The 20,063-nt window shown below is 64.6% G+C and carries 18 protein-coding genes; 8 read left to right on the top strand and 10 right to left on the bottom strand.

The window, feature by feature from the left end:
- Positions 1-121: 121 nt before the first annotated feature.
- The gene (locus tag KF708_21435) at positions 122-1,051 is read left to right on the top strand and encodes a glucosamine-6-phosphate isomerase (protein MBX3415262.1); all 930 of its coding nucleotides are present in this window, start codon (positions 122-124) and stop codon (positions 1,049-1,051) included.
- An 85-nt stretch (positions 1,052-1,136) separates the two neighbouring features.
- Here KF708_21435 and KF708_21430 read toward each other — a convergent pair whose 3' ends face one another.
- The 4 genes from KF708_21430 to KF708_21415 all read right to left on the bottom strand — a co-directional run bounded on the left by KF708_21430 (position 1,137) and on the right by KF708_21415 (position 6,731).
- Positions 1,137-2,189: a hypothetical protein gene (locus KF708_21430; protein ID MBX3415261.1), complete on the bottom strand. Its 1,053-nt coding sequence runs from the start codon at positions 2,187-2,189 to the stop codon at positions 1,137-1,139.
- Between the two features lie 16 nt (positions 2,190-2,205).
- Positions 2,206-3,705 (bottom strand): hypothetical protein, encoded by a 1,500-nt coding sequence (locus KF708_21425; GenBank protein ID MBX3415260.1) that lies wholly within the window; start codon positions 3,703-3,705, stop codon positions 2,206-2,208.
- Positions 3,706-3,981: 276 nt separating this feature from the next.
- Complete coding sequence (locus KF708_21420) at positions 3,982-5,427, bottom strand: DUF1501 domain-containing protein (GenBank protein MBX3415259.1); 1,446 nt, start codon at positions 5,425-5,427, stop codon at positions 3,982-3,984.
- A gap of 443 nt (positions 5,428-5,870) precedes the next feature.
- Positions 5,871-6,731 (bottom strand): alpha/beta hydrolase, encoded by an 861-nt coding sequence (locus KF708_21415; GenBank protein MBX3415258.1) that lies wholly within the window; start codon positions 6,729-6,731, stop codon positions 5,871-5,873.
- Between the two features lie 182 nt (positions 6,732-6,913).
- Between KF708_21415 and KF708_21410 the strand changes: the two genes are divergently transcribed.
- Positions 6,914-8,302, top strand: a complete 1,389-nt coding sequence (locus KF708_21410; GenBank protein ID MBX3415257.1) for a sulfatase — start codon at positions 6,914-6,916, stop codon at positions 8,300-8,302.
- A 39-nt stretch (positions 8,303-8,341) separates the two neighbouring features.
- Here KF708_21410 and KF708_21405 read toward each other — a convergent pair whose 3' ends face one another.
- Positions 8,342-8,803 (bottom strand): PaaI family thioesterase, encoded by a 462-nt coding sequence (locus KF708_21405; GenBank protein ID MBX3415256.1) that lies wholly within the window; start codon positions 8,801-8,803, stop codon positions 8,342-8,344.
- A gap of 367 nt (positions 8,804-9,170) precedes the next feature.
- Between KF708_21405 and lepB the strand changes: the two genes are divergently transcribed.
- From lepB to KF708_21380, 5 genes are all read left to right on the top strand, one after another.
- The gene (gene lepB, locus KF708_21400; protein MBX3415255.1) at positions 9,171-10,976 is read left to right on the top strand and encodes a signal peptidase I; all 1,806 of its coding nucleotides are present in this window, start codon (positions 9,171-9,173) and stop codon (positions 10,974-10,976) included.
- A gap of 488 nt (positions 10,977-11,464) precedes the next feature.
- A complete protein-coding gene (locus KF708_21395; GenBank protein ID MBX3415254.1) occupies positions 11,465-12,397 on the top strand; it encodes a PEP-CTERM sorting domain-containing protein in 933 nt (310 codons plus the stop codon).
- Positions 12,398-12,556: 159 nt separating this feature from the next.
- Complete coding sequence (locus tag KF708_21390; GenBank protein ID MBX3415253.1) at positions 12,557-12,883, top strand: SCP2 sterol-binding domain-containing protein; 327 nt, start codon at positions 12,557-12,559, stop codon at positions 12,881-12,883.
- A gap of 64 nt (positions 12,884-12,947) precedes the next feature.
- Complete coding sequence (locus tag KF708_21385) at positions 12,948-14,150, top strand: FIST C-terminal domain-containing protein (GenBank protein ID MBX3415252.1); 1,203 nt, start codon at positions 12,948-12,950, stop codon at positions 14,148-14,150.
- A gap of 161 nt (positions 14,151-14,311) precedes the next feature.
- Positions 14,312-15,511, top strand: a complete 1,200-nt coding sequence (locus tag KF708_21380) for a glycosyltransferase family 4 protein (GenBank protein ID MBX3415251.1) — start codon at positions 14,312-14,314, stop codon at positions 15,509-15,511.
- An 11-nt stretch (positions 15,512-15,522) separates the two neighbouring features.
- Here the strand turns inward: KF708_21380 and KF708_21375 are convergent, their stop codons facing one another.
- The 5 genes from KF708_21375 to KF708_21355 all read right to left on the bottom strand — a co-directional run bounded on the left by KF708_21375 (position 15,523) and on the right by KF708_21355 (position 19,506).
- A complete protein-coding gene (locus KF708_21375; protein ID MBX3415250.1) occupies positions 15,523-16,380 on the bottom strand; it encodes a hypothetical protein in 858 nt (285 codons plus the stop codon).
- 2 nt (positions 16,381-16,382) lie between these two features.
- The gene (locus KF708_21370; GenBank protein ID MBX3415249.1) at positions 16,383-16,712 is read right to left on the bottom strand and encodes a cupin domain-containing protein; all 330 of its coding nucleotides are present in this window, start codon (positions 16,710-16,712) and stop codon (positions 16,383-16,385) included.
- A 50-nt stretch (positions 16,713-16,762) separates the two neighbouring features.
- A complete protein-coding gene (gene eno, locus KF708_21365) occupies positions 16,763-18,109 on the bottom strand; it encodes a phosphopyruvate hydratase (GenBank protein MBX3415248.1) in 1,347 nt (448 codons plus the stop codon).
- 17 nt (positions 18,110-18,126) lie between these two features.
- Positions 18,127-19,155 carry an aminoglycoside phosphotransferase family protein gene (locus KF708_21360; GenBank protein ID MBX3415247.1) on the bottom strand — a complete coding sequence of 343 codons (1,029 nt, stop codon included), beginning with the start codon at positions 19,153-19,155 and terminating at the stop codon, positions 18,127-18,129.
- 108 nt (positions 19,156-19,263) lie between these two features.
- On the bottom strand, positions 19,264-19,506 hold the full coding sequence (locus KF708_21355; protein MBX3415246.1) for an AbrB/MazE/SpoVT family DNA-binding domain-containing protein: 243 nt from the start codon (positions 19,504-19,506) through the stop codon (positions 19,264-19,266).
- Positions 19,507-19,728: 222 nt separating this feature from the next.
- Between KF708_21355 and KF708_21350 the strand changes: the two genes are divergently transcribed.
- On the top strand, positions 19,729-20,063 hold a 335-nt coding region (locus tag KF708_21350), incomplete at its 3' end, for a hypothetical protein (protein MBX3415245.1).

The following is a 20,063-nucleotide window of genomic DNA, read 5'->3' as shown; positions in this document are numbered from 1 at the left end:
TTTCAGCAGCCTGATAGGACGCTGCCACCGAGCCGGGTTCATTCGCGCCTCGCGCATGCTTAGAATGTCCGGCCGTCCGACAAGCTGCCGGCAAGATGACTTACCAGGAGTACCAGCGACGATGGCGCGACGAGAAAGCTGCGTAGCACCGGGATGGTGGGATTACACGACGCTCGACGAGAAGCTGCTGGCCGACGCCGCGGCACTGACGGCGGAGCAGGTACTGCAGCTTTCCAGACCGGGTTTCCGCGTCGTGGCCTACGACACGCTCGAGGACTTTTATCTGGCCGAGGCGCTCGAGTACATCGACGCCTGGCGCCAATCGACCGCGGATAATCCCGTGGGCCTCTGCGGTCCCATCGGTCCGACCGAGCAATTGCCGCTCGTGGCGCGGATCGTGAACGATCTCGAGCTCGACATCCGCAGCGCGCACTTCTGGGGCATGGACGAATGGTTCCTCGATGGCCGCGAGGCACCGGAGAGCCACCCGTTGTCTTTTGCCCGCGCCGACCGCGAGCTTTGCTTCGACCGCATCGACAAGAAGCTCCGCATGAGCGACGCACAGCTCCATTTTCCCAAGGCCGACCCGCGCGAGTACGTGGCCAGTTGGGAGGGGGTGCGCTGCGCCGTGATGCAAGGGGGGCAGGGAGAAGTGAAGCACTGGGCCTTCAACGATCCCCCGCGCCGCGAGGGGCCGTGGATCGACGCGCCACCACCGCCGAGCGAGTATCGCCAGCTCGGCACGCGCGTCGTCGAACTGCACCCGATGACGCTGATTCAAAACGCACGCACCAGCGGCGGCGGCAATGTGGCGGGCGTTCCTTCCAAGGCGATCACCGTCGGGCCCGTCGAGACTTGGAAGGCTGAACGGGTGAGCATCTGGCACGCCGGCACGCACGACAACCCCTTCGGGCAGCGACTCACCACGCTGATGATCAGCCAGGGCATCGCCGACAGCGCCGTGCCGATGTCGCTGCTGGCCGAGCATCCCAACGTGCAGTTCAACTTCTACCGCCACGGCATCGGCACCTGCCAGGCGGAGATGCACTGAGTCGAGCATCGCTCGGTCAGGAAAAATGAAAAGTGGCACAAACTGCCAGCCTGTGCCACTTTCTACCGCTTTCAGTCTGCTCGCATCACAGCCCGTAAAACACCTTGGCTACTTCTTCCGCGTGGAAGAGCAGCCACTCGCGGCGGGTGTAGATGGCGTGGCCGGCGTGATGTTGCGTGATATCCCCCGGCATCGGGCCATAGTTGACCAGCAGCGTCGTGCCGACGTCGGGGACGCGGCGCCCCGATCTTAATCGCGCGATAAGGTCACGCGGCGAGACCGCCCCCTCGAGCAACCGATCCAGACGCCAATCGGCCCACCAGGTGCGCCAGGCCAAGAGGCTAGGCATCAAGTTCGTGCCCGCAATGCCGAATTGTTGCACGTAGTCTCCCTGCTCGGCCGCGAGCACCTCGTCGAGCGTGGGCGGAAACGTGGTGCGATAGGGAGGCACGCCAGGCTGCGGCCGATGGTGGACGACGTGCATCAGTTGCGTGTAGCCCGACTCGTTCCAACCGTAGCGAATCGGCGTACCGAACGTCACCAGGTCGAGCTGCGGAAACGGTGGCGGCTCGCTCGGGCTGTGGTCGTAGCGGCGCAGCAGCCATTGCCGCACGCGCTCCCACTGTGGCAGGTCGATGGTGCCGAGGATCGGCCAGCGATAGAAGGGCTTCGCCGCCGTGAAGAAGGCCTCCACCGTCTGGCGATCGCGGGCCAGCAATTGCGAGACGATGGCAAACACGTTGCCCGCGTGGCTATGCCCCCACAACAACACGTGTGCGTCCGCGGGCAAGTTGAGCGCCGCGAGCTCGTCGATCAGACGGACGGCGGCCTCGGCGCGGCCGAGATGGCTATTCTCGCTCGACCAGTGAAACAGCCGGACGGGGATCGTGGCGGCGGGGTCATCCCCCGCCAGCGAGCGCTCGAAGAGCCGAGCGAATTCCTCGGTATAGTTGCCCGTCTCGCCGAGCGTCTGATCGACGAGCTTCTTGATGACTTCGCGCAGCGTCTGGCTGGCGGCGGGAAAGATTCGCGCGAGATCGGCCAGCATGCCCAGGGCGTCGGTGCCGACGAAGGTCCCATGTGCGAGGATGATCTGCCGCACGCCCGCCGCGCGGTAGGCCTGGCCCACCGTCTGCATGCGGCGGGCGAACTCGTCACTTCCGACGGGCGGGTACGACCGGGGCGCCAGCAGGCGGGGTGAGGAAGTGGGGGCGGTGTCCGTGTAGTGCTGGTGGTGAAACAGTCTGCCGCGCGCCATGGCTTTCTCGTGTGGTATCGAGCCGCAGGAGCGAGGTCTCGTGCGGCGGAATGCCCAGCATGCCCGACCAGGTCTCGAACGAGCGTCCGGCTCGTTCATCCGCCTGGAAGAAGGCGAGATAGGTCATCACGTCGCTGGCGATGAACTCGTGTTCGGTGGCGTCGAAACGCGTCGGTTGAAACACGCGGCGCCACGTGCCCGAGTTGAAATACATCTGGTTCAGCACGTAAGTGTCGGCGTAGCTGGCGTCGAGCGGAACCCCCTCGGCGCTGTGCGTGTGTCCGTACACGACGTGCTTGGCGCGGCGGTTGCGGAAGTCCTGTTCGAGGAGGGCGTGCCGCGCGAAAGAGGAGTTGTCGTCGCCGCGCAGTTGATGGAACCAAGAGGAGATCGAAGCGGCCCAGCCAAACGAGAGACGCTTGCTGAACTTGAGCACCGCCTGCAGGCCGTCGACCAGGTCGTTCGGGTTCCAGGTGTCGCGCTGCCGCACGTAGTTCAGGCCGAGAAACTCATCCGCCATTCGATCCCAGATCCGCTTCACGGCGATCTTCTGTGTCGGGTACGCCACGGTGCGCTCGAGCAGGCCGTCGATCCACACCGGCACGGTGACGACCGGGCGCACGTTGTCGATTTCGCGCAAGCCCAGCAGCGTTGTCGCGGGAAGCTCGTCGGCCATTTGTTCTTCGACCGACGCCGCGAAGCGATTGATCAACTCGATGACGATGGCGTCCCCCAGACTGCTCGCGTCCCGTTCTCCCTCGAAGTTGAACGGATCGTACAGGTCGCCGTGCCGCGCGAAGACCTTGTGCCGGCGCTGCACGTCGAGCAGCTCGTCGCACTCGGCCGGGTCGTGGGGGAAGGGGTGGTCCGCGCGATTCGACAACCCCAGGCTGCGAATGATCGACTGGCGCAGCAGGTCGTACTCGGGCCCCCGCAAGTGAAAGAACCAGTCGTGGTTGCCCACCATGTACCAGATGCGCACCGGAACGGCTTGCTCGGCGCCATCGCGCGCCGGGCGCCCGCCGGAGAGCGCCGCGGGAATGCGCAGGCCACCATCGGACGCCAGCTCGCGCAGGACCGCGAACGAGCGATCGTTGTGCTTGAGAATGTCGTTCGTGATGCTGGTGACGAGCTCGATGAATTCCAAGCGATGCGGATTGGTCCAGGGGCGCACATCGCGGCGCGCGAGCCAGTGCGACGAACGAATGACGTCGAGCACGTCTCCCAGCAGCACCAGATCGATGCGCTCGATGGGCCGATAGCGCCCGTCGGCGCGCCACGAGGCGCTGGCCGCCAGGTCGTGCAGCCGCTCGGCAAAGATCTCGAACGCCCCGGACGAGATCGTCGTGCCGCTGGTACCGTCGGTCAGATGTAAGTCGCTGATGATGACGAGCATCGCAACGTCCTTGTTGCTCGCTGCTGGGGCGCTCGTGCGCGGCAAATCCCTGCCGGAGCGCGTGCGCGCCTGATGAGATACGTCGGGTTTATCGGCCGCGCGCGAGGGTAAACATAAGGCGCGTTACGACTTCGTAAGTCTGCCTCCGCGCCGCAGCCGCCGCGCGCGTGAGCAAAGCTGCTAGCAATGGGATACTAGCAACAGGTGCGTTCGATCAGAATGGACCAGTGGCACGACCGCAACATCAAGGGGCCATGGCGCAGAGTGATCGGCCGGCTACGCGAGCAGGTCACGTATGGGCGAGCCGGGGCAGACCACCAGCGGACGGCCTTGCGAGTCGTGCAGCACCAGATCGTTCGGCACGCCCAGGCAGTGGTAGACCGTCGAGATGAGATCGACCGGCCGCGTCGGCAGCGAAGCGGGATACGCCGCGTAGCGATCGGACGAGCCGTATGTGATCCCCCCGCGAATGCCCCCGCCGGCCAGCACCGTGCTGAAGCAGCCGGGCCAGTGATCGCGGCCGTCGGCGCCGGCGCCGGCATCGCTGTTGCGCTGCCCCACGCGCGGCGTGCGGCCAAACTCCCCCGTCCAGACGACGAGCGTTTCGTCGAGCATGCCGCGCTGGCCGAGATCCTCGAGCAATGCCGAGAAGGCCTGGTCCGCGGGGGGCATCAAGCGCTCCTTGAGATCAATGAAATTGCGGCTGTGCGTGTCCCAGTAGACGCTCACGTTCTTGATGCCATCGCTGGGCCAGAAGATCGTCACCAGCGGCACGCCGCGCTCGACCAACCGCCGTGCTTGCAGCACTGACTGACCGTGTGGGTTCATGCCGTAGCGCTCGCGCACTTTGACCGGTTCTCGCGTGAGATCGAACGCCTCGCCCCCGGCCGATGAGTCGAGAATATCGAACGCCCGGGCGTAGTGCTGCGACATGGCCGCCACGCGATCGTCGGTGGCAAACAGCCGTCGCTGTTCGTCGATCGACGACACGAGCGCGCGGCGATCGTCGAGCCTTGCCGCGGTGATCTCCGGCCGGCGGTCGAAGTCGGCCACGTGGTAATCGGCGCGGCTGGGGTCGTGGTCGATCGTGAGGGGATCGAACGCCTTGCCCAGCCAGCCGGAGAACTGGCCGTGGCTCTGCTCGACGAAGCGCGGCACGTCGTTCTCGAGCTTGGGGCGCATCGAGACGAACGGCGGCAGTACTCCCCGTCCGTGGCCGAGCTTGGCCAGCACCGAGCCGAGATGGGGCCAATCAAGCGCAAGATCGTCCGACACGGGGGGCGGCTGGCCGGTGAGCAGAAAGTGCGTGGCGGTCGTGTGGTTTACGTCGCCATGCGTCATCGAGCGCACGATCGCCAGCTTGTCGACGTGGCCAGCCAGGCATGGAAAGTGTTCGCAGATCGAGATACCCGGCACGTTCGTCGCGATGGGGGAGAACTCGCCGCGAAAATCCTCCGGGGCGTCGGGCTTCATGTCCCAGGTGTCTTGCTGCGCCGGCCCACCCCACATGAAGAGCAGGATGCACGCCTTCGCGCGGCCGAAGCTCGACGCGGCGGTGTTTTTGGCGGCGCTCTCATTGGCCAGCGCCCGCGCGCGCCCCGCCAACAGGCCCGGCAGCGATAGTCCGAGGAGGCCCAGGCTCCCGGCGCGCAACAACTCGCGCCGCGGCACGGCGCCGCGTTCGAGTTCTTGGAAGTTATGGCAGGCAGTTCGTCGCGCCATGGCGGGGCAGTGTTTCTTAGGGCAATTCCGACCCTTTGACTATACCAGGGATCGCAGGCCTCAGAAAATGTCGGCCGTGGCGGTACTGATTGAACCTCAATGCGAGGTTTCTCGGAATCGCCACCGGCGACACGGTAGAATCAAGGAATGGAACGGCTGTCACTCATCTTTGAGTTGCTACCTGTGGCGATACTTGCCGCCACCGGTTTTGGAGCCCTGTTTTTGGCGAGGTCGCCGCTCATTAACCAAACGAGAGGGTGTCTTGATACTTACGCTGCTGGCATGCATCGTCATCGCGCCGATTCTTTCTGTCCTTTTCGCACCGATCGACCTAGTGCGCGAGCATGCGAGACGAAGGAGCGAAGGAACCTGTTCCGGCGCTAAACCATAGCAAGCGACCACGAACGTCACCGGGACACGAGATTCCGCGCGGCGAGTATTGTCTACGGCGTCAGCAGGCCCCGCTTCGCCATCCATTCGGCGCAGACCTTGGGCCATTGCGTCAGGGCCGGGTCATCCTTTCCCAGGCCGAAGCCGTGTGGGCCTTGTTCGAAGATCAAGAGCTCGCCCGGCACGCCCGCCTTGCGCAGGGCTTGAAAGAACAGGATGCTATTCTCCGGCGGCACCGGCTTGTCGGCCGCGCTGTGGACGAGGAACGTTGGCGGTGTCTCGGCCGTCACCTGCAACTCGTTCGAGAGGGATTTTATTAGCTCAGCGTCGGGATTCTCGCCGAGCAAATTCTTGCGCGAGCCGGAATGGACCGCCTCGCTCGTGAACGAAATTACCGGGTAGCAAAGAATCGCAAAGTCGGGACGCGACGATTGCCGCTCGACGGCGTCGGTCGAGTTCGCATCACCGGCGTCGAAGTGCGTGGCCGCGGTCGAGGCGAGATGTCCCCCGGCAGAGAAGCCGAGCACGCCAATACGGTCGGCCTTCAAGTGCCATTCGCTGGCCTGGGCCCGCACCGTGCGTAGCGCGCGCTGCACGTCCTGCAAAGGCGCCGGATGGTGGTAGCGCGGCGCCAGGCGATACTCGAGCACCATGCCCGCCACGCCAAGCGTGTTCAACCAGCGGGCGACGTCGTGTCCTTCGTAGGTCACGGCCAAATGTTGATAACCGCCGCCGGGGCAGACAACGACCGCGGCGCCCGTCGCCTTGTCGGCCGGCGGCAGGTAAACCGTGATCCGCGGCTGATCGAGCGGCTCGTTGCCGACCGCGCCGGGGGCGCCGTCGGGCCAGAGATAGACCACCTCGGGGGTGACTTCGGAGACAGGTTGATCTTCGGCATCGACGGGAGCATGCATGGCCAGGCAGACGAGCGGGAGTACGATGAGCGCGGCAAGTTTCATGGTGTGGTTCTCCAGGGGCGTGTCGCAGCAGCTTAATCGCCGCGGCGCGCGGCTTCAAATCGAGGCCCGCCGGCTGCAATGGACGGAGATCGCGACTAAGATCGAAGGACTTCGCCCCACCGTGAGAGAGCACGCCGATGAGTAGAACTCGCTGCGCCACGCTACTGCTATTTATCTTCGCCCTGACTGCGGGTTTGCGGTGGACGCAGGCCGCCGAGGAGGGACCGGAGCGCCGCCCGCCGAACATCGTGCTGCTCTACACCGACGACCAGCGGTTCGATTCGATCCACGCTCTGGGCAACCCGGTGATCGAGACGCCGGCGCTCGATCGACTGGTCGCCGAGGGGACGGTTTTCCGCAATTCGTTCGTCACGACGGCCATCTGCTGCACGAGCCGCGCCAGCCTGTTCACGGGGCAATACGCGCGGCGCCACGGCATTCACGATTTTTCCACTCCGCTCGTTCCTGAAGCGCTGGCCGAGACATTTCCGCTGCAATTGCGCGCGGCTGGCTATCGTACGGGCTTTGTCGGCAAGTGGGGGGTGGGCAATGTGATGCCCGAGGAGTCGTACGACTACTGGCGAGGTTTTCCAGGTCAAGGGAAGTTCTTCGACGACGATCGACCAGGACTGCATCTGACCGATCGGCAGGGAGAGCAGGCGCTCGAGTTCCTCGACGGCTGCACGGCCGAGCAACCCTTCTGCTTGCAGGTCAGCTTCAAGGCGCCTCACACCGAGGATCCGGCCCAGCGGCAAATGCCCCCGTCGGCGCGCTACGAGTCGCTGTACGAAGACAGCGAGATGCCGATCGTGCCGACGGCGAACGAGGAGTCCTTCGCGCGGCTGCCGAAGTTCTTGCAAGATTCCGAGGCGCGGATCCGCTGGGCGAAGCTGTTCGATACCCCGGAGAAGTATCAGGCCTCGGTGCGAGATTACTTCCGGCTAATCACCGGCGTGGACGACGTGGTCGGTCAGGTCCGGGCGCGGTTGGCCGAACGCGGACTGGCCGAGAACACGGTCATCATCTTCACGGCCGATAACGGTTATTGCCTCGGCGAGCACGGACTGTCTGGCAAGTGGTTCATGTACGAGGAGTCGATCCGCGTGCCGCTGGTGATCTTCGATCCGCGCCACGCGGCGAACGAGCGGGTCGCCGAGCGCGACGAGATGGCGCTCAATATCGACATCGCGCCAACGATCCTCGAGTTGGCTGGCGTACCCGTGCCCGCGTCGATGCAGGGGGCGAGCCTGGCGCCGCTCGTCGAAGGGAGGCGCGATGTCGCCTGGCGCGATCGCTGGTTCTACGAGCACCTGTTCGAACACAAGGGCCTGCCCAAGAGCGAGGGCGTGCGCACCGAACGGTGGAAGTACGTGCGATTTCTGCTGCCGGACGGACGCTACGAGCAGTTGTTCGATCTGCGGATGGATCCGCGTGAAGAGCAGGATCTGGCGCGCGACGCGAAACATGCCGGTCGCCTCGAAGAACTGCGCACCGCATGCGATACGATGCTCCAGCGCGCGGAATAGCTCGTCGGCGTCCGATCGTGCCAGGCCTCCTGAACGCCGCTAGCCTGATTTGACCCGCTCGTGGTGGACGGTCATGTAGATCGAATCGCCCCGCGCGACCTCTTTGCCTTGCTCGTTCAAGACGATGCTTTCGCCGTGAATGATGTGCCGGCCGAGTCGCGGAATGCTCGACTCGCAGCGGATCGTACCGCCGGAAACGGGGCGCAGGTATTTGATCCGCAGGTCGACCGACACGAGGATGTGCCCCTCGGCGTGCAGCTCGCGGTACATGTCGGTCAGCAACAAGGCGTGCGCGATCCCCGTATCGACCAACGTGGCGATCATGCCGCCGTGGATGATGCCGGCCGGCTGGCAGAGATCCTCGCGCCAGGTGATCTCGGTCTGCGACCAGCCCGGCCGCATGTCGACCACGCGCAGGCCGATCAGGTTGAAGAAGGGAAAGTCACGGGTGAAGTCGAGCAGGCGGTCTCGGTCCGCCTCCCAGGATTGAGCGTCGCTCATATCGGTACCTTCGAGTGTGGGGTAAGGGGCAGTGCGGGCGGTTTCTGCGGCGCTGCGCGGGTACGTCGGATGCTTGAGCCAGTGGCACACTTCCGCCAGACGGGGCAGGCCGCGTCGCGGACCATCTCTGTGCCGGCTGCGGCGCCACGGGCCGCTCGCGGGGACGAAGCATGCCTCGGGGTGGGACCGATGATGATACCCGGAACGGGCTTTTGGCGCGACTGGACGCGCGGCGGCCGAGTGGGCTAAGCTGCCCCGACCCAAGATTCTTGCCGCGCGAACGAAGTGTCAGGGGCGCCAAGTCTTGCTTCGCGCCGACGCACGGCCACCGCGCGTTCGTCCAACTGCCACGACTCCGGGATTGCCGATGGCTCGTAAGAAGACCAATACGTTCGTGCCGCGGGGGGCGCAGACGGCCCCGGTCAAGGTTCCCAAGACGGCCACTCCAGCGGTCCACGCCAGACACGCTAAAACCCCCCCGGTCGATGGCACCCGCGAGATGATCGAGGCGATCGCCTTCGCCCTGATTCTTGCCTTTTTGTTCCGGACCTTTGCCGGGCAGGCCTTCGTGATTCCCACCGGCTCGATGGGGCCGACCTTGATGGGGCGCAACAAGGATCTCGTCTGCCCCGAATGCGGGCACGAGTATCGCGTCGGGGCCAGCAGCGAGGTGAACCAGGCGACGGGCGCGATTATGCCCGACTGGCTCGTCGAATCGGTTACCTGCCCCAACTGCCGCTACACGGCCAGCGTCTTCGAGGACCCCCACACGAATACGCTGCCCAAGGAAGTCTATCCGTCCTATGGGGGCGACCGGCTGTGGGTCTCGAACGCCACCTATGAAGTGGCCGATCCGTTGCGGTTCGACGTCGCGGTGTTCAAGAATCCCGAGCAGGCCCGAGAAAACTACATCAAGCGCATCGTCGGGTTGCCGGGCGAGACGGTGCGGATCGAATCGGGCAACTTGTTCATCAAGGGGCCCGGTGAAGCCGATTTCGAGATCGCGCGCAAGGAGCCTAAGAAGATCCTGGCCGTGATGCAGACCGTGTACGACCACGATCAACCGGCGGCGCGTCTCGAGGCCTGGGGCTGGCCCGCCCGCTGGCACTCGACGGACGAAGGGAATGCCTGGGTCGCCGAGCCCGAGCAGCACAGCTTTACCACGCAGGGGCAAGGGGGAGCCGAGAGTTGGCTCCGCTATCGGCACCTTCCTGCCAGCTTCGACGATTGGAAGCAACTCGAGGCCGGCAACGCCTTGGCCCGGCAGCCGCGTCCGCAGTTGATTACCGACTTTTGCGCCTACGACACCGGCTCGCCCAGCCCCGAATACCCTCATTTCGAGCCCAGTCCCCGCTCGCTTGGCCTGCACTGGGTGGGGGATCTGATCCTCGAGGCTGAAATCGAATTGCTTGGCGAGGAGGGGGAGGTGGTGTTCGAACTGGTCGAGGCAGGGCGACGATTTCAGGCCCGGATCGACCTTGCCACCGGCAAGGCCACGCTGCGCGACTCGCAGAACGAAAAATTCGCTCCCACGGCCGCCACGTCGATCTCGGGTCGTGGCCTGCACGAGGTGCGATTCGCCAATGTCGACGACAAGCTGTGGCTTTGGATCGACGGCAACGTGGTCGAGTTCGACACCCCTACCACGTACGTGGCTCCGCCGGCGGAACGGCCCACGCCCGACGATCTCGCGCCGGCGGGCATCGCCTCGAAGGGTGCGGAACTGCGCGTGCGGCACCTGCGTCTCTCGCGCGACCTGTATTACATCGCTACCCGCATCGATGGTGGCGCGTATGCTCAGAATCTCATGGCAATCACCGATTTCGACGCCAATCCGTACCTGTTTGGGGCCGAACGGCTGACCGAGAGGAAGTTGGCCGATTTCATGTCGAATCCGGAGCAGTGGGAGAGCTTCGACCGGCGGCGGCGGGTCGAATTCGGTCCACTGGCCGACGATCAGTTCTTCGCCTTGGGAGACAACAGCCCCAACAGCAGCGACAGCCGCTATTGGAGCGACCACTATTTCGAGCGGGATCTCCTGATTGGTAAAGCCTTTTTCGTCTATTGGCCCCATGCCTGGCCTACCCCCTGGCACGTAAGCCTGCGTCCGTTGGGCTTCGACTGGCAGGTCCCCTTCTACCCCGACGTGCGTCGCATGCGGCTGATCCACTAAAGAGGGGTGTCGGCGGGGGGCCGCCCCGACGGGGGCTACTTGCCGCCAATGGGGGCGATTTTTCAAAAAACCGTTTGACTCATCCGCGACCATTTTCTAGGCTCTGAGAATCGAAGGGGAAGTCTAGGTAAATTCCCCGCACCTGATTCTCATGAACCGAGGAGCCGCTCGTGAACGCCGAGTGAGGGTCTAGCTGGCCCTCGCCGAGAAGTTCTACGCTCGGTTCGTTCGTGGCTTTTCGGTGAATGCTCGTCGTGGAAGCTCGCTGGCTTCCCCTCTTCACGAGCCTTTCAGCCCGCACACCAAACGGCTTGCCGTTGGTCCGCTGCTGACTGCTTCACCGCACGATCAAGCACGCTTCGTTGCTTGAGCCACTTCTGCCGGATCGGGCGCGCGGTATCCGTCTGTGTGACGCGACTTCTTGGTGAGCTTGGCTTGGTCTCTCTGCTCGGCGGCGGCCATTCAGCCCTTAGTTGCGAGACGCCAAGATGAAAACGTTGCACATTGCGATCCATCGCGCGAAGCAGTTCGCCCCCGTTGCTGTCCGGCGAATGACGTATTTCGCGGCGCTGATGTTGGCCACGTTGGGCCTCGCGCCGCCGGCTCAGGCAGCGCCCGTCGTGCTGAGCGACACGGGCCTCAATAGTAGCGTCACGATCGATCCCACCTCGCAGTCGGGCATTTCGAGTTGGGTCGTCGATGGCGTCGATCATCTCTACCAACAGTGGTTCTGGTTGCGCATCGGGTCGGTCGGCGGCGAAGCGTCTCTCGATACGCTCGTCCATAACAGTCTGACCGACATGATCGTGGCCAATACGAACTTCACGCCGGGCGACGACACGCTCGTCGCGCGCTACTACGATCCGGAGCCACTGAGCCGCTTCGAGGTCGAACTGCGCATCACGCTGCAGGCGGGGGCCGTCGGTTCGAACAGCGCGAGCCTGACGCAGCAGATCACGGTCAAGAACACGAGTGGCGCCGCGCTCCCCCTGCGGCTCTTCATGTTCTCCGACTTCGATATGAACGGTACCGTCGACTTCGATACCGTGAACATCACGGGAGGCAACACCGCCACGCAGAGCGATGGCGAAACCCTCATCGAATCGCAGATCGTGACGACGCCCGCCCCGTGGCGCTATCAGGCTGACGATCGCAACGACCTTTTGATGCTGCTCAACAACGCCACTCCCACTACGCTCGACAACACGGCCACCTACGCGGGGCCGGGCGATCCGGCCTGGGCCTTCCAGTGGAATGCCAGCATCCCGGATGGTGGCAGCTTCATCATCTCCAATTCGCAGAGCGTGCAGGCCTCTTTCCTGGTGCCGGAGCCGGCAACGATGGGCGTGGCCCTCATGGGCGGCTTGGGCTTGTGCGGCTTCGCCTGGCGGTCTCGTCGCCATCGACGCGTGGCCGGCTGAGCTGATAGTCCGCCGTGGGCAAACCCTTTCACCAGGGCGGAAAAACCCCTCGGGCGGTTGAATCCCCCGCCGCCGGGCACGTACACTCTAGCTTTTCCGTTTCTCGACTTATGTGGCGCGCCAGGGCTCAAGCTGCCGGCGCGCGGAAAGGGTTCCCTCATGCAGATCGACAATTGCAAGCAGATCTTCGACGAACTCCCCAATCGTTTCAATGCCGCCGCGGCCGCGGGTTGGAACGCGAAGATCCAGTTCAACATCGCCGGCCCCAAGGGTGGCAACTTCGTGGTGAACGTCGACAACGGCAGCCTGACCACCAGCGAAGGCACCGCCGACAGCCCGACCGCCACGATCAACACGAACGACGACACCTGGATCGGCATCGTCAGTGGCACCACGAACCCGATGACCGCCTTCACGCTCGGCCAACTCAAGGTGCAAGGCAACATGGGGGACGTCATGAAGATGCAGACGCTGCTCAAGGCCTAGTCGTCGTCTGCCCGCGCTCGACGAGCTCGGCCGCCCGCGTAGCACTCAGTCGAAAGATGGCCCGATGAGTACCGAAGTCCGCACGGGTCAGCTTCGCTGCGCGGCTGCCGTTTCGACGCAGGCCGATACGGCCTCCGCGATCGAAGAGGCCTGCGAGCGCGCTCTGGCCGAACTGCAAGCGCCACCCCACCTGGCGCTCGTGTTCGTCTCACCGCATCACGGCCCCGATTTCGCCCCCTGGGCGGCGCGGCTGCGCGCGCGATTGGGAAGCGCGCACGTGCTGGGATGTACGGGCGAGACCATCGTCGGGGGCGCCCTCGAGCTCGAGGAACGCCCCGCGCTCTCCGTGTGGCTGGCGCATCTACCGAACGTGGACGTCGTGCCGATGCACCTGACCTTCGAACGCACACCCGAGGGGGGCTCGATCATCGGCTGGCCCGAGCGCCTGGATGGCGAGTGGCCCGACGACGCGACGCTCCTCTTGCTGGCCGAGCCGTACAGCTTTCCGGCCGATGTGCTCTTGGAGCGGCTCGACGAGGATCGACCGGGCGTCCAGGTTATCGGGGGCATGGCGAGCGGAGGGTTTCAACCCGGGCAGAACCGCTTATTTCTCGACGGCGAAGAGCTGGCCGAGGGGGCCGTCGCCGTGCTGCTGTCGGGGGCGCTGCGCGTGCGCAGTGTCGTCTCGCAGGGCTGCCGCCCCATCGGTCGCCCTTTTGTCATCACCAAAGCCGACCGCAATATCATCGTCGAGCTGAGCGGTCGTCCGGCGCTCGAGCAGTTGAGCAAACTCTACGGTGAGCTCCCCACGGCCGACCAACTCTTGATACGCCAAGGCCTGCACGTCGGCACGGTGATCAACGAGTACCAGGAAACGTTCCAGCGGGGCGATTTCCTGGTTCGTAACGTCATCGGCAGCGATCCGGCCAGTGGCGTCATCGCCGTGGGCGATTATGTGCGCGTCGGCCAGACGGTGCAGTTCCACATTCGCGACGCTGACACGGCCGATGAGGACCTGCGGGAGCTTCTGGCTCGGGCCCGCGAAGACGCCCCCGCTCCGCCCCGCGGCGCCTTGCTCTTTTCCTGCAATGGTCGTGGCACGCGCATGTTTCCCGAGCCCCACCACGACGCCGGCGCGATCCAGCGCGACCTGGCGGGGCTGCCGCTGGCCGGCTTCTTCGCCCAGGGTGAACTAGGACCCATCGGCGGTCGCAATTTCGTCCACGGCTTTACGGCCAGCGTGGCGCTGTTCGAAGACGCCCGTTGATTCTGGCCGGGGTCCGGGGCGCCAGTAGCCTGGGGAAGAATACCCTCGTGGCATTCTTCCCCCCTCGCCCATCGGTCGGGGGACGCCAGGCCACGGCGTCGCTATACTAGGCGGCCAGACGCCTGATCTGGCCGCTCACGTCCGTCGCACGTCACGTCACTATGCGTATTCTGCTGGTCAACGATTCTCCTCTCGTCGGGAGTGGTTCCGGTACGACGACCGAGGAACTCGGCCGCGCGCTATTGCGCGCGGGGCACGACGTGCGCGGCTTGTTGTTGGCCGATCGGAGGGACATCGCGGCGCCGTTTCCTGTGCGAGCCGTTGTTTGCTCCACGAGCGCGCCAGCGGCGGAGCTCCCTTTCGACTTTCCGGTCTGGACGTGGCATCCGGCGTCTCGGGCGACGTATGCCATGCTGGCGGAGGCGGAGTTTCATCGACTCCGCGAGGTGCTCCGGATCGAGCTCGATCGTGAGGTAAGCGATTTCGATCCCGAGGTGATTCACTGCCAGCACTTGGGGCTCTGGGCGCATCTGGCACTCGAGTCGGGGGTGCCCTATGTAGTCAGCGCGCACGCGGCCAGCCTGCAGGTGGCGTGCGAGGATGCCCGCCTGCAACTCTTGGCCGAGCAGGCGGCGGAAAACGCCGCGGCCTTGATCGCCTCGAGCGAGGATCTGTCTGCCGAGATTCGCCGCCGTCTGCCCGGCGTCGAAACTCGCCTCGAGCTTGTGCGACCCGCGTGGGATCGCGCCGCCATCGCACGATCGCCGCAGCCGGGCGAAGCTCACCTTCGGGGGGAGCTGGGCCTGCCATCGGGCGAGAGTCCCCTTGTCGTGTTCGCTGGCACGCTCGTTCCGCGCCATGGCGCCACCACACTCATCAACGCGGCGGCGATCTGCGAAAGTATGCACCCGACGCTGCGGTTGTTGATCGTGGGGGACGGCCCCCAGCGTGAGGAGTTGCACCTGCAAGCCGGTCGGCTATCGCTCGAGCGAACCCACTTCCTGGGCTGGCAGCCGCGTGCAGCCGTGCAGCATTTGCTGGGCGAGGCGGCACTGGCCGTGGTCCCTTCGCATGGGGCCCCATCGACTTGGGCGATGCTCGAAGCGCAGGGGGCCGGCGCGCCGATCGTCGCCAGCGCGGGAGACGGTCGCGAGGAGCTGCTTTCGCTCGCAGCGCGCGAGCTGGTTCCCCCCGACGATCACGAGTTACTGGCCGACGCCATCCTCCGCGGCATCGCCGAGGGATGGAAAAAGAAACCGTCGGCGATGGTCACCGCACAAGAACTCGATCCCGCACGTTGGGCCCGCGAGAACATCGCGATCTACGAGCGAGCGCGGCGCGAACGCGGGCCGAGGGTTTAGCCTCGGTGTTTTTAGTATTGTCGCGGCGGCGCCACCTGCGGCGCCTGCGAAATCTGCGTCTGCGGCGCGTAGATCGGAGGCTCTTGCAGTCCATGCTGGACGGCCGTGGCCAGGGACGAGCCGAGCGGACGTCCGTCTCCGGGTGTGGGCTCGGCTTCCGCAGCGAGTCGACGGGCAGAGAGCTCGCGCCAGGCCACGACGCTCGCCGGGGGCGCGCCCTGCGGACGGTAGCCGGCCGGCCGATCCATGGCCACGAGCTGCCCCTGGCTGCGTACGCGGACCATCAACTGGTCGAGCTCGGCCGATTGATCCCAGTCTTTCGCGACCTCGCGGCCGTCGAGCGTCGTGGCCACTCGCACGCCGGCGCCGCGCTTGGTTTTCTTTTCGAAATAGCCGGTGGTATTCAGCTTCGACACGATGCGATCCAGCTCGGCCCGCGAGATATCGAGTTCCCAGGTCTCTTTGATCGGCGCGCCACCGGCGGCTAGTCGTGCGGCGGCGGCGCGGTCGGCCGTGGCTGGCGCCTGCGTGGGAGCGGGCAGCTTCGACTCGATCGTGACCCGGGCCAGGGCGAGGTCCGTACGTCCGCTGGGATGAGGATAGACGAGCTTCAGCGTTCCGGTCGACTCGCCCGGCTCGGGATTGCTCGCCGTGCGGTCGTACGAGACGAGTTGTCCTTCGACGTGCGTAATCGCCAGGGGCAAATTCAGGCGGCTGGCGTCGAGACGGTATTCGAGCGAGGCTCTTTCATACAGACCGGCCGCCGAATCGCGCCGGACGATCGACTGAAAGGGTGACGAGCAACCCAGGCATGCCAGCACCAGCATGGCGGTCACGGCCAGCGAGCGTACGGCAGGCGACGGCGACACGATCACTTGTAGTCCTCGCGAATCGGATGGAACACGTCGAGAGCGCGGACCGGCCGATCGCCGGCGATCACCTTATGCTTCACGCCCCCGGGAATGCGCCACATCTCCCCCTGTCGCACGATGCGCGACTCGCCGCCGACGATGAACTCGGCCTCCCCTTCGAGCATCAATCCGAGTTGCTCGTGCGGGTGACTGTGTTCCTCGACCACGGCGTGCGGCTCGAATTCGACGAGCGAGAGCATCACGTTCTCGCCGTACGTCGTATAGATATCGACGCCCGGAAAAATACGGTGGTGCGCACAATCTTTCTTATCGACGAAGTAACGGAACATCTTGATCGATCCCCAGCGTCGCGGTGGATTGCCTAGTTTGACTCGCCTCGTCATTCGCCCAGTTCTTCGGCGATGCGGAGCAGGCGATTGTACTTCACCAGCCGCTCGCTGCGGACGATCGAGCCGATTTTGATCTGCTCGCCGGCCGCCCCGACCGCGAGATCAGCGATGGTCGTATCCTCGGTTTCGCCGCTGCGCGCCGAGACCACACGCGTGTAGCCTGCTTCCTGGGCGATGCGCATCGTGTAGAGAGTCTCGGCAAGCGTCCCGATTTGATTGACCTTGATGAGCACGGCATTGGCGGTCTGTTCGCCGATCCCACGTCGCACGCGGCGGGGGTTGGTGGCGAAGAGATCGTCGCCCACCAGTCGCACACGATCGCCTAGACGGCGGGTGAGTTCCTGCCAGCCCGACCAATCTTCTTCGGCCAGGCCGTCTTCGATGCTCACGATCGGGTACCGATCCACGAGCGCCACGAGTTGCTCGATCATCTCCTGGTTCGTGAGCCGTGCATCGCCGGTCGCCGCCAGGCGATAGTGCGAACCGTCGTAGAAGTGAGTGGACGCGACATCGAGGGCGATCGCAACGTCGGCGCCAGGGCGCAGGCGTGCCGCCTCGATCGCGCGGGTGACCATCTCGATCGCCGAGTCATTGTCGGGCAGTCGCGGACCGAAACCTCCTTCGTCGCCGACGAGGCGCCCCTCGTAGCCGGACGCTTTCAGTAGTTCGCCGAGGCGACGATAGACACGCACGATCCATTCCAGGCCCGTGCGATAGTTCGGCGCGCCGACGGGCAGGATCAGCACGTCTTGAAAGTCGAGATTCCCCCCGGCGTGCAGTCCGCCCGAGATCATGTTCGTCATCGGCAGCGGCAGGCGGGGGCCGAATGTCGTGGCCGGGCTCCTGCTTACACGGTGCATGGTCGGTGCCGGGATGGCCAATTGCCGGCAGAGATCACCTTCATCGGCTTGAAAGAGTTGAGTGGTTAGCTCGTGAAGGTGCCGATAGAGCGGCACGTCGCGGCTGGCGGCCGCCGCATGTGCCGCGGCCAACGACACGCCCAGCAGCGCGTTCGCCCCGAGACGCGATTTGTTCTCCGTGCCATCCAACTCGATGAGTCGCGCGTCGAGCGTAAGCTGATCTTCAACCGCATGGCCGACCAGCGCGGGACCGATCGCGGAGCGCACGTTCTCGACCGCCCGCGACACGCCGCGGCCGTCGTAGCGGTTCGCGTCATCGTCGCGTAGCTCGAGTGCTTCGGCCGTGCCGGTGCTGGCGCCCGAAGGAACACTGGCCCGGCCCCACGCGCCGTCGTCGACGCGAATGTCCACCTCGACCGTAGGCAACCCGCGGCTGTCGAGGATTTCGCGGGCCTGAATCTCGGCAATGCGTGACAAGCGTGAGACTCCTTCGTTCACGAAACGCGGGCTAGCTGGCTGGCGAGCTCGTCGCGGAATTGGCCCCAGGTCGTGGAGCCGCGTCCCAGCGTATCGCGACACAGCGCGCGAACCGCATCGCATTTCGACTCGTCGGTGAGATACTCGATCTTGCTCTTGCCGTCGAGCCGCGCCCAGGCACAGCCGGCGAGATTCTGCACGCCGCGCCCGATGAGATCCTCGTACTCAGGCTGGCCTACGCGCGGCTGTATTTGCTGGGCATATTGCTCCAAGAAGCCCTCGATCAACATCAGCATCGCCTCGTGCCGCGGCGCCCTATAAAACGCCTTGAGCACGAGATGCGAGAGGAAAAACCCAAGATCGAAGGCCGGATCGCCGTAGTGGCCCGTCTCGAAATCGACGAGCATCAGCCCCGTTGACCACACGAGCAGGTTTTTCGGGCTGAAATCGGCATGGACGAGTGAATGGCGATGCTTGAGCACCGACGCGATCAACCGCTCGAAGGCATCGCGTACGTCCGGCACGTTGCGCGCCACCTGGCGGTAGTAGGGATCGAGGCGCAATTCATCGAAGTAGCGGCGATCTTCCAGCCGACGCGCCACGTCGGCGTCCTGCCAGGTGCCGGCGTGGAGTTGGCCGAGCAGCCTGCCGCAGGCGGTCGCGATCGCGCGATCGAACTCGCCGGCCAGCAGATCGGCTTTCCAAACGCGATGCTCGCGCGGCGCGGCCGTCATCGCGAAAAGATGGTTCTCGCGATCCTCGCGCAGGATCTCGGGCGTGCGATTGGTCACGCCGTGACAGACGCGCAGCACCTCGACTTCGCGCCAGATGCGCTCGGTGCTGCAGAACCAGGGATCGGCGGTGCGCAATTGGGGCCGCGCCTGTTTCACGACGAAATCGGCCGCCGAGCCATCGACGAAGCGGATGTACAGCACTTCATTCGAGACGCCGCCGGCAAGGGACTCGACCGTGATGTATGACGCGCGCGCAATCCATCCCTGGCGTCGTAGATACGCTTCGGCATTCCCCGCGTCGATCACCTCCATGCAGCCAATATCGAGGTGGCGGGGAGGAGGGTCAAGCGGCCGACGTTTCGATGACCACCTCTCCTACTGAATCAATGTGTTCAGCTTTCCGATCGGGAACGTAGGCCATCAGTCGATCTGTTCCTTCCCGACACGAGCTCCCGTGGGAACCTCCGCGTGCAGATTGTCGGGCGTGATCGCAGCGAGCAAATCGTCCAGTCGATAGACATGCTTGCGGGGCGTGATGACAAGCCGATCACCGCGCAGATCCATATCCGCCACGGTTCCCGGCAGCACGCCGAGCGATTCCACCAGCTTGCTCGGCACGCGAATGGCGAGGCTGTTTCCCCATTTGGCGAACTGCACTTTCATGGTCGCTCCTTCCCTCTTGGTGTTTACGATTTCGATTCGGTCGACAGGCGATGGATATACAAATCCCCATGACGACCGAGTCAAGGATGCTCTCCCCTGGCAGAATGGTGGTCACGGAGCGACAGGGAATAGGCCCTCACGCTGGATTATTGGTCGAGAGTGGCGTTACAATAGAGCGCCAGAACTACTCGTTCGAGTTCGAAAAGTGGCAGGGAGATTCTGATGAACAACACCGATAAATCGCAGCAGGCACAGTTACTCGCCGATATTCACTACAGCGTCGAGGAGGGGATCACCGGTATTTTCCTCATCACGAGCAATGCGGAAGTCGAGGCCCAGCCTCAAGAGCCGATCAAGCTACTCGAGGTGAATCGCAACACCATTCCCACCGGAGTGATGCCTCTCTATTTCAGTCCGACGCCTGCCAGCGGCGTTCACTACTCTTCCGTGATCGTCGAGGTCACGCCAGAAGAGTTTGCGAAGATTCAATCCCAGGAACTTGCGCTTCCCAGCGGTTGGAAAGTGAGCGACGAGCCGCTTCCCCGGCCTTTGGGGAG

This window comes from Pirellulales bacterium (genome assembly GCA_019636335.1).
GTDB lineage: Bacteria > Planctomycetota > Planctomycetia > Pirellulales > JAEUIK01 > JAHBXR01.
Note: the sequence above shows the minus strand (reverse complement) of the source record. Positions and strands in the feature narration are given on the sequence as shown.

What these genes read in the sequence shown, in the direction of transcription:
- KF708_21435 (MBX3415262.1), top strand. Translation starts at nt 122, where the DNA reads ATGGCGCGACGAGAAAGCTGCGTAGCACCGGGATGGTGGGATTACACG.
- KF708_21430 (MBX3415261.1), bottom strand. Translation starts at nt 2,189, where the DNA reads ATGCAGACGGTGGGCCAGGCCTACCGCGCGGCGGGCGTGCGGCAGATC.
- KF708_21425 (MBX3415260.1), bottom strand. Translation starts at nt 3,705, where the DNA reads ATGCTCGTCATCATCAGCGACTTACATCTGACCGACGGTACCAGCGGC.
- KF708_21420 (MBX3415259.1), bottom strand. Translation starts at nt 5,427, where the DNA reads ATGGCGCGACGAACTGCCTGCCATAACTTCCAAGAACTCGAACGCGGC.
- KF708_21415 (MBX3415258.1), bottom strand. Translation starts at nt 6,731, where the DNA reads ATGCATGCTCCCGTCGATGCCGAAGATCAACCTGTCTCCGAAGTCACC.
- KF708_21410 (MBX3415257.1), top strand. Translation starts at nt 6,914, where the DNA reads ATGAGTAGAACTCGCTGCGCCACGCTACTGCTATTTATCTTCGCCCTG.
- KF708_21405 (MBX3415256.1), bottom strand. Translation starts at nt 8,803, where the DNA reads ATGAGCGACGCTCAATCCTGGGAGGCGGACCGAGACCGCCTGCTCGAC.
- lepB (MBX3415255.1), top strand. Translation starts at nt 9,171, where the DNA reads ATGGCTCGTAAGAAGACCAATACGTTCGTGCCGCGGGGGGCGCAGACG.
- KF708_21395 (MBX3415254.1), top strand. Translation starts at nt 11,465, where the DNA reads ATGAAAACGTTGCACATTGCGATCCATCGCGCGAAGCAGTTCGCCCCC.
- KF708_21390 (MBX3415253.1), top strand. Translation starts at nt 12,557, where the DNA reads ATGCAGATCGACAATTGCAAGCAGATCTTCGACGAACTCCCCAATCGT.
- KF708_21385 (MBX3415252.1), top strand. Translation starts at nt 12,948, where the DNA reads ATGAGTACCGAAGTCCGCACGGGTCAGCTTCGCTGCGCGGCTGCCGTT.
- KF708_21380 (MBX3415251.1), top strand. Translation starts at nt 14,312, where the DNA reads ATGCGTATTCTGCTGGTCAACGATTCTCCTCTCGTCGGGAGTGGTTCC.
- KF708_21370 (MBX3415249.1), bottom strand. Translation starts at nt 16,712, where the DNA reads ATGTTCCGTTACTTCGTCGATAAGAAAGATTGTGCGCACCACCGTATT.
- KF708_21360 (MBX3415247.1), bottom strand. Translation starts at nt 19,155, where the DNA reads ATGGAGGTGATCGACGCGGGGAATGCCGAAGCGTATCTACGACGCCAG.
- KF708_21355 (MBX3415246.1), bottom strand. Translation starts at nt 19,506, where the DNA reads ATGAAAGTGCAGTTCGCCAAATGGGGAAACAGCCTCGCCATTCGCGTG.